At 71.4% G+C, this 8,417-nt stretch carries 7 protein-coding genes; all 7 read right to left on the bottom strand.

Annotated features, from left to right (window positions below; all coding sequences use genetic code 11):
* Nucleotides 1–635 (bottom strand): gamma-glutamyltransferase (locus tag OOT08_RS08885; protein ID WP_325092283.1); only part of this gene is annotated, 635 nt, incomplete at its 3' end.
* Nucleotides 632–1,414, bottom strand: a complete 783-nt coding sequence (locus OOT08_RS08890; protein WP_325092284.1) for a FadR/GntR family transcriptional regulator — start codon at nt 1,412–1,414, stop codon at nt 632–634. The genes OOT08_RS08890 and OOT08_RS08885, both read right to left, overlap by 4 nt.
* 214 nt (nt 1,415–1,628) lie before the next feature.
* Complete coding sequence (pyrE, locus tag OOT08_RS08895) at nt 1,629–2,180, bottom strand: orotate phosphoribosyltransferase (RefSeq protein ID WP_325092285.1); 552 nt, start codon at nt 2,178–2,180, stop codon at nt 1,629–1,631.
* An 81-nt stretch (nt 2,181–2,261) separates the two neighbouring features.
* On the bottom strand, nt 2,262–4,064 hold the full coding sequence (gene xsc, locus OOT08_RS08900) for a sulfoacetaldehyde acetyltransferase (protein WP_325092286.1): 1,803 nt from the start codon (nt 4,062–4,064) through the stop codon (nt 2,262–2,264).
* A gap of 65 nt (nt 4,065–4,129) precedes the next feature.
* Nucleotides 4,130–5,656: an APC family permease gene (locus tag OOT08_RS08905; RefSeq protein ID WP_325092287.1), complete on the bottom strand. Its 1,527-nt coding sequence runs from the start codon at nt 5,654–5,656 to the stop codon at nt 4,130–4,132.
* Nucleotides 5,657–5,745: 89 nt separating this feature from the next.
* The gene (locus OOT08_RS08910; RefSeq protein ID WP_325092288.1) at nt 5,746–7,113 is read right to left on the bottom strand and encodes an aminotransferase class III-fold pyridoxal phosphate-dependent enzyme; all 1,368 of its coding nucleotides are present in this window, start codon (nt 7,111–7,113) and stop codon (nt 5,746–5,748) included.
* 147 nt (nt 7,114–7,260) lie between these two features.
* On the bottom strand, nt 7,261–8,417 hold a 1,157-nt coding region (locus OOT08_RS08915; RefSeq protein WP_325092289.1), incomplete at its 5' end, for an aminotransferase-like domain-containing protein.

The following is an 8,417-nucleotide window of genomic DNA, read 5'->3' on the forward strand; positions in this document are numbered from 1 at the left end:
AGCCCCGCGACCCAGCGTTCGGCGATCGCGCCGCGGTAGAAGGCGTCGGCGCCGCCACGCTGGAGCCCGCGCAGGGTTTCGGCGAGGGCGGGCTGCCGGAGGAGCTCGCCCTCGGCCAGGGGCGTTCCGCCCGGCAGGAACAGGGCGGCGCAGCCGGGATCGGCGCGAAGCTCCGTTCGAAGCGACAGGATCGCCCCCGCCACGGAGCGGGGCACCGGCACCCCCTGCTCCGCGCAGGCCACGGCGGGGGCGAGCTGCTCGGACCAGCTCAGGCGTGCCCCGAGCCCGTGAAGCGCCTCCCAGCCGCGCACGCCGCCCGGCACCGTGACCGTGTCGATGCCGCGGAGCGGCAGGCGTTCCCCGTGCGCGCTGCGGAGCCGGGCACGGCTCTGAGCCGCGGGAGCGGCGCCGGTCGCGTTCACGACCGAGGTCCGCCCCGCGGGGTCACGCACCAGAGCGACGAGGTCCCCGCCGAGGGCGACATTATTCGGGTAGGTGACGCAAAGGGTGGCCGCGGCGGCGAGCGCCGCGTCGATGGCGTTGCCACCCGCGCGGAGCGCCTGCTCCCCCGCGCGGGTGGCGCGGGCGTGCGGGGTCGCGATGGCGCCGGGCGTGCGGGGACGTCGAGTCGTCATTGCGCACTCGTTTCTCGCGCTGCCGGACGGTTCGGCCCCGCCGCGCGCCCCCGCCCGTCCGCATCCGCTCGGTTCCGCTCGATGGCCAGGTGCACGGAGCGCACGTGCTCGCGAGCCTCGTGTTCGGCGCGGGACGCGTCGCCGTCTCGAATCGCCTCGTAGATTCTGCGGTGGGCCGCGGTCGAGGCGTCGCGCCGCTCCTCGGAGAGGACGGAGTCGTGCCGGCTGGGGGAAATCGTGGCCGCGATCTGCTCGTTGAGCAGGGCAAGCATCGGATTGTGGGTGTACTGCGCGATGGCCTGGTGGAAGGCCCGGTCGAGTTCGGCGTAGGCCGCGCTCGACGGCGCCCGATCCATGTCGCGGAGCAGCTCCCGGAGCTGGCCGATGTCCCGCGAGGTCGCCCGACGGGCGGTCATCCCGGCGATGGGGGGCTCCAGGATCGCGCGCAGTTCCATGATCTGGCTGATGGGGTCATCCGCCCGGGCCGCGTGCGCGAGGACCCCGGCGATGAGGGTCGCCTCCCCGGTCGGGGACTCCCCCGGGGCGAGCACGACGGTGCCCCGGCCGGGCTTGCGGCTGATGAGCCCCCGGCTCTCCAGCTCGCGCAGCGCCTGCCGGACGGAGACCCGGGACACGGCGAGCAGTTCGGCGAGCTCTCGCTCCGCGGGCAGGCGCTCCCCGGCGGCGAGTGAGCCGTCGAGAATCAGCCGCTCGAGGTCGATCGAGAGACGATCGGGGACGGAGAGCCCCTCAGTCGTGCTGAGCGTGCTCCAGTCCACGTGCTCTCCCTGTTCGCCGGTGTTGGGGTGTGCCCGGGCGGCCGTTGGATTCGCGGCGGCGGATGGGCGGCGCGCGAGCACGGTACCCAGTTTGTCAGTTGGTCCTACCAATGACAACCCGGGGCAGGGCGCCCGGAGCGGTGTACCCGGAAACGCGAACGCGCCGCGACCCTGCTCGGGTCGCGGCGCGGAACGGAATCGTGCGGTCGGGGACCTACTCGGCGAGGCCGAGGTCGTCGAGGCCAATCGCGTAGAAGTAGTCGTAGCCGGCGGCCTCGATCTTGGCCTGGGCCTCGGTGGCGCGGTCCACGACCACGGCGACGCCGGCGATGATCGCGCCGACCTTCTCCAGTGCCTCGATCGCCTTGAGCGGGGAGCCGCCCGTCGTTGAGGTGTCCTCGACGACGATGACCCGCTTCCCGTTCAGGTCCGGGCCCTCCACCTGCCGGCCGCGACCGTGATCCTTCGGCTCCTTGCGGACGACAAAGGCGTCGTAGGTCTTGCCGCGGGCGACGCCCTGGTGCAGGATCGCGGAGGCGATGGGGTCCGCGCCCATCGTGAGGCCGCCGACGGCGACGACGCCGTCGATGCCGTCGATCAGGTCCAGCATGACCTGCCCGATCAGCGGAGCCGCACGGTGGTCGAGGCTCAGCTTGCGCATGTCGATGTAGTAGCTGGCCTTTTTGCCGCTCGTGAGGGTGAAGTCGCCGTGGAACACGGCGTCCTCGGAGATGTACTGGATCAGCTGGGCGCGCGCATCGGTCATAGGCCCAGTTTAGGCGACCGCGGGCGGGGACGTGACCCGTCTCTCCGGGAATTCCCCGCGCGCGGCCGCCTCGGCCCGGGGTTACACGTAGTCCCGGTACTTCTCCAGGAAACGGACGGGCTTCGAGAGCGCGTCCCGCCGGAACGGGTCGCCGAGTTCCTGCGTGCACATGACCTCGATCACGGTTGTCACGCCGTGCGCCATCTGCTCCTCGATCGCCGCGGTGAGGGCCGGGCCAACGTCCTCGAGCCGGTCGACCACCACGCCAGCGGCGCCCATGCTCCGGGCGATCTCCGCGAAGGACTCGTCGCCGTCGAGCTCCCCGGCGACGAAGCGCCGCCCGTAGAAGTCGACCTGGTTCTTCTTCTCCGCACCCCACTGGCGGTTCCGGAACACCACCGCCGTGACCGGCAGCTCGTGCCGGACCGCGGTCAGCACCTCACCCATGCTCATCGCCCAGGCGCCGTCCCCCGCGTAGGCCACGGCGGGCCGCTCCGGGGCGGCCGCCTTGGCCCCGATGATGGTGGGCAGGGCGTACCCGCAGTTGCCAAAGCTCATCGGCGCGAAGAACGAGCGGGGCTGCTCGAAGCGCAGGTAGCTGTGCGCGATCGCGTTGATGTTGCCGATGTCGGTCGACAGCATCACGCCCTCGGGCAGGGCCAGCTCCAGCTCGCGGAGCACCTGCCGCGGGTGCAGCAGGCCGCCCTGGGCCTCGGCCTCCTCGATCACGTCCAGCGAGTAGTCGTCGCGCTCGTGCGTCCATTCGCTGAGCTCCCGCTCCCAGTCCGCCTTGACCGTCTTGATCCGCTCGCCGCGCTCCGCCGCGCCCGCGTCCCCGGCCAGCTCGGTGTCCCCGAGCCGCCGCAGCAGCTCCTCCGCGACGGCCCGGGCATCGCCGCAGATCCCGACCGAAATCTTCTTCACCAGCCCGAGCTGGCGGTGGTCGGAGTCGATCTGGATGACCTTCGCGTTCACCGGCCAGTACTCCTGCCCGTACTGAGGCAGCGTTCCGAAGGGGCCGAGCCGCGTGCCGAGCGCGATGACCACATCGGCCTGCGAGAGCAGCTCCATCCCGGCCTTCGACCCCTGGTAGCCCAGCGGCCCCGCCCAGAGCGGGTGGCTCGCGGGGAAGGAATCGTTGTGCTGGTAGCTGTTGACGACCGGGGAGGTGAGCCGCTCGGCGAGGGCGACGCAGGCGTCCACCCCGTCCGCCATCACGACGCCCCCGCCGGAGACGATCACCGGGGCGGTCGCCTGGCGGATCAGCGCGACCGCCTCCTCCAGCGCGTCGGCGCCGCCCGCGCCGCGGTCGATGCGGCGCGGCTGCGGGATCTCGGCCACGATCTCCCCGTAGAAGTAGTCCCGGGGGATGTTCAACTGGGTCGGGCCGCTCTCGCTCATGGCCCGGTCAAAGCAGCGACCGGTGAACTCCGCCATGCGGGAGGGGTGCGTCACGTGCCCCTGGTACTTCGTGAACTCCTGGAACATCGGCAGCTGGTTGGCCTCCTGGAAGCCGCCCAGCCCGATGCCGGTCGTCCCGGCCTCCGGGGTCACGATCACCACCGGGCTGTGCGCCCAGAACGCGGCCGCGATCCCGGTCACGCAGTTCGAGATCCCCGGCCCGTTCTGGCCGATCACGACCCCGTGTCGCCCCGAGGCGCGGGCAAAGCCATCGGCCATGTGCGCGGCACCCTGCTCGTGCACCACCGAGATCAGCCGGATCCCCGCCGGCTCAAAGATGTCCATCGCATCCATGAACGCGGATCCCATGATCCCGAACACGGTCTCCACGTCGTTGGCGACGAGCGTCTCCACGAACGCCTCCGATGGCGTCATCTTCTGCGGGCCCGTCACCGCTTCCCGGGTCTGCGTCAGCTTGGTCATTCCGTCCTCTTTTCTGGGTTGAAACTGGGTTCTTCACGGGTTCCGGCGCGCGCGGCGCCGGAGGATCACGGCTGCGCCGAGGCGGTTTCCCGGGTCCGGGCGATCCGAGTGGACTCCGGGCGGGGACCGCCCAGCACCCGAATGTCGACCTCCTCGTCGCTCAGCGTGCGGCTGTGCCCGCGCCGGTACAGGAAGAAGCAGACCCCGAGCACGATCCAGGCGAGCAGCGCCACGTAGGACTCGGGGCCGAGCGCGCCCGGGGAACCGGGGATGAGCAGGAGCCCGAGGAACACCACCGCGGTGACCGCGCCGAGCGCGCTCAGCACCTTCTTCGCGGTCGAGCGGGAGCCCTCAAGCTCGCCGGGAACCACGGGTGCGTTCCGGGATCGGAACAGTTTGAAGGCGCACAGGCAGGTGTAGAGGTAGGCGACGGTGACCCCGACCGCGGACATGTCCACGATCCAGAGCAGCGCCGCCCGGCCGAACCAGGGGCTGACCAGGCAGATCGCGCCGACGAAGATCACGCCGACGTACGGGGTCTTGAACCGGGAGTGCAGGCGGCTGAAGGTGCGCGGAATCATCTCCGCCCGGCCCATGCTGAGCAGGAGGCGGCTGGAGGCCACATAGAATCCGTTCAGCCCGGTGCTGACGCCCATCGCAACCGCGGTTGCGAGCAGGATCATCCCACCGCCGCCGAGGACGCCGGTGATGGCGTCGGCGCTTCCCCAGCTCGACTGCCCGCTGACGAGGCGCTCCCAGGGCTCGGTGAGCGCGACCGCGGCCACCATCGCGGAGTACAGCAGGGCCGCCGCGAGAATCGCGAAGACGATCAGGCGCAGCGCGCGGGCCGGGGGGAAATCGAATTCCTCGGCGGCCTGCGGCACGTTGTCGAAGCCGATGTAGGCCCACGGTGCGATCGCGACGATCGCGATGATCGCCGCCATCGGGTTCACCCCGGTGGGGAACGCGGGCGTCGCGTTCTCAATCGTCACGCCCTCGTTCATGATGACCCCGACGAAGATGCAGGCGACGGCGATGAGCATGATCACGCAGGCAATGAACTGGATGCGGCCGGACAGCGCGGCCCCGCGGATATTCAGCAGCCCGAAGACCACGAGCGCGGTCATCGAGATCAGCACCTCGACGAGATACACGTCCCACCCGGCGACCGAGTACAGGTAGCCCTGCTGGACGACCTCGGGGATGAGGTTGCGGAACAGGAGGGCGGTTGCCGAGGCGTTCAGCGCGACGATGCAGGCGTACCCGAGCGTCAGGAACCAGCCGCAGAAGAACGCGTGCGTTCTCCCGAATCCGACCAGGGCGAAGGCGAGCTCACCCCCGGACACCGGGAAGGACCGGATCAGGAAGCCGTAGCTGACGGCGATGAGGATCATCAGGGCGCCCCCGATGAGGAAGCCCAGGATCACGCCGACCGGGCCCCCGGTCGCCAGCCAGTCGGTCGGCAGGATGAAGGCGCCCCAGCCCACCGCGGAGCCCAGGGCGATCGCCCAGACCCAGCGCTGCTTCATGGTTCGGTTCAGTCGTTCGGGGGTCACCGAGGCGGCCGCCTCGCGTGGTGTTCGTTGGGACATTGCGGTCCTCTCCGGCGACGTCGTTGTCACCGTTTGGGGGAAGGGGGCGGCGCGCGATGCCCCGCGCGCCGCCGTTGGCGCCGGTGGGCTTAGCCCAGCCGTGCGTCCACAGCGCCGCACACGAGGTCAACGCTGTCGAGGAGCCGCCCGAGGACGGCCGTGTCGGAAACCAGGGGCGGGGCGAGCACGAGCATCGTCGCCCCGCGGTTGTCGGGCCGGGTGATCAAACGCGTGCCCCGCATCGCCTCCGGGATCACGCGGGTCAGGATGTCCGCGGACTCCTCCGGCGTCAGTTCCCGCCCGGTGTCGCGGTTCCCCGTGAACTCGATCGTGTGGAAGAACCCGGTGCCGCGCACCTCTCGGATGCTCGGGTGCTCCGCACGGATGGCGTCGAGCCCGGCCCGGTAGTCCGGAGCCAGCGCACGCACGTTCCCGGGCACGTCCTCATCGCGGAGGGCCCGTAGATTGGCCGCCGCGACCGCGGTGGCCACGGGGTGCCCGCCCCAGGTGGCCCCGTGAGCGAAGGTGCCGCCCTCGGGGGAGTCCCAGAGCGCCCGCGCGAGCGGCTCGCGGATGATGACCCCGCCGAGGGGGGCATACCCGGAGGTCGAGCCCTTCGCGAAGGTGAGCAGATCCGGCACCACGCCCTGCGCGGTGCTTCCGAACCACTCGCCGAGCCGCCCGAAGCCGGTGATCACCTCGTCCGCGACGAGGAGAATGCCGTGCTCGTCGCAGATGCTGCGCAGCTCCTGCCAGTAACCGGGCGGGGGGACCAGGGAGCCGCGCGAGTTCTGCACGGGCTCCGCGAAGAGCGCCGCGAAGGTGTCGCCGCCCTCGCGCTCCAGCAGCTCCCGGATCGCGCGAATCGAGGGCAGGTCCGCGGCGGTGCCGCCCTCGGGCACCGCCTCGCCGAGCGTGTTCGGCACGTGGAACACCCCGGGCATGAGCGGGCCGAAGGGTGCCTTGTAGGCGGGAATCCCCGTCACGGCAAGCGCGCCGAGCGTGGTGCCGTGATAGGCCATTTCCCGCGCGATGATCTTCGTGCGCTGCCCCTCACCGCGGCTGCGGTGGTACTGGCGAGCGAACTTCACCGCGGACTCGACGGCCTCGGAGCCGGAGTTGACGAAAAACGTCGTCTCCAGATCGCCGGGGGCCAGCTCGGCGATGAGCGAGGCCGCTTCGATCGCCGCCGGGTGCGCCGAGCCCCAGTTGGTCCAGTAGGCCAGCTCGCGCATCTGCGTCACCGCGGCCTCGGCGATGTCGTCGCGCCCGTGCCCGATGTTCACGCAGAACAGGCCCGACAGGCCGTCCAGGTACTCGTCGCCCCGCTCGTCATAGAGGAACGCCCCCCGCCCGCGAACCAGGATGGGCAGTCGCTCGTCGTTCCACACCCGCCCGGGCGTGAAGTGGGGGAACAGGTGGCGTTGGGCATTCTCGCGCAGCTGTGAATGGGGCACGATCACGTCCTTTCGGTCGTTTCCGCATCCGGCTTCGTCGCCGGACGGTCCCCGAGGGGGCACTTCCACTCTGCGGGCACCGCGCGAAACAGCCCAGGCCCAGCGGAGCCCACTTTTCTGGGGCCAGCGGCTCAGCGGCTCAGCCGATCAGCGGATCAGGCTCGCGAGCCGCCGGACCCCTGGCCGGATCCGGGCCAGATCGATCGCGGCGAAGCCGAGCCGGATGTGATTGCGGTTTTCCTCCGGCCGAGTGAAGAACACGTCGCCCCGCTCGATCACGATGCCGTGCGCCCGGGCGCGCTCGGTGAGGGCGACCCCGTCGAACCCCGGCGGGCCGCTCACCCACACGCTCACCCCGCCCGGCGGCACGGGGAAGCTCCAGGGCAGTTCCTCGCCGAGCACGGTCCGGAGCATCTCCCACTTCTGCCCGAGCGCGCCGCGGCGGCGGGTGATCGTGCGCTGGTAGTGCCCGGAGGAGATCAGGAGCGCCATCGCGCGCTGACTGTGCCCCGGCAGGTGGCGCACCCGGTAGCGGCGCAGCCGCCGCAGCTCGCGGATCAGCGCCGCGTCGGCGATCAGGTAGCCGAGCCGCAGCCCGGGCGCGAGGAACTTGGTGAAGGACCCCAGGTAGATGACGTGCTCCGCGCCCGGGTGCGCCCGCAGGGCGGGGCTCGGTTGTCCCTGGTAGCGGAACTCGCTGTCGTAGTCGTCCTCAATCACGACGGTCCCCGAGGCGCGGGCCCGCTCCAGAATGTCGAGGCGGCGGGGCCGGGACAGCGTGACGTTCGTCGGGCTCTGATGGCTCGGCGTCAGGTAGAGCAGGTCGACCCCCAGGCCCGACGGGGGCAGGACGATCCCCTCCCCGTCCACGGGAAACGGGCGCAACCGGGCCCCGGCCCGGAGGAAGGTGTGCCGGGCGTCCACGTAGCCGGGGTCCTCGACGCCGACCGTGCTCCCGGGGCCGCTCAGGGCGTGCGCGAGCAGGTCGAGGCCCTGCTGGGAGCCCGTGGTCACGAGCACGTTTTCGGGCTCGGCCTGCACCCCGCGCGCGGGCAGCACGTGCCGGACGATCGCCCGGACCAGTTCGGGGTCGTCCGCGTCGATCGCGTCCCGGACGCTGTAGAACAGGTGCGGCGGTTCGAGCGCCTCCCGGAGCGCGCGCGCCCAGGGCAGCCGGGGGAACTCCCGCTCGTCGATTTGCCCGGCGACAAAGGGGTACGGCTGCGTCTCCCAGCCGAGCGGCTTCGTGATCTCGGGGGGCTGCTCCCCCCGGGTGTTGTGGAGGTGTCGCCGCCAGACGGGTT

The sequence above is a fragment of the Leucobacter sp. M11 genome, from assembly GCF_035726885.1.
Classification (GTDB): domain Bacteria; phylum Actinomycetota; class Actinomycetes; order Actinomycetales; family Microbacteriaceae; genus JAPFRB01.

Excerpts from the sequence above, each read along its gene's own strand:
- xsc (WP_325092286.1), bottom strand. The coding sequence starts at position 4,064 with ATGACCAAGCTGACGCAGACCCGGGAAGCGGTGACGGGCCCGCAGAAG.
- OOT08_RS08905 (WP_325092287.1), bottom strand. The coding sequence starts at position 5,656 with ATGTCCCAACGAACACCACGCGAGGCGGCCGCCTCGGTGACCCCCGAA.
- pyrE (WP_325092285.1), bottom strand. The coding sequence starts at position 2,180 with ATGACCGATGCGCGCGCCCAGCTGATCCAGTACATCTCCGAGGACGCC.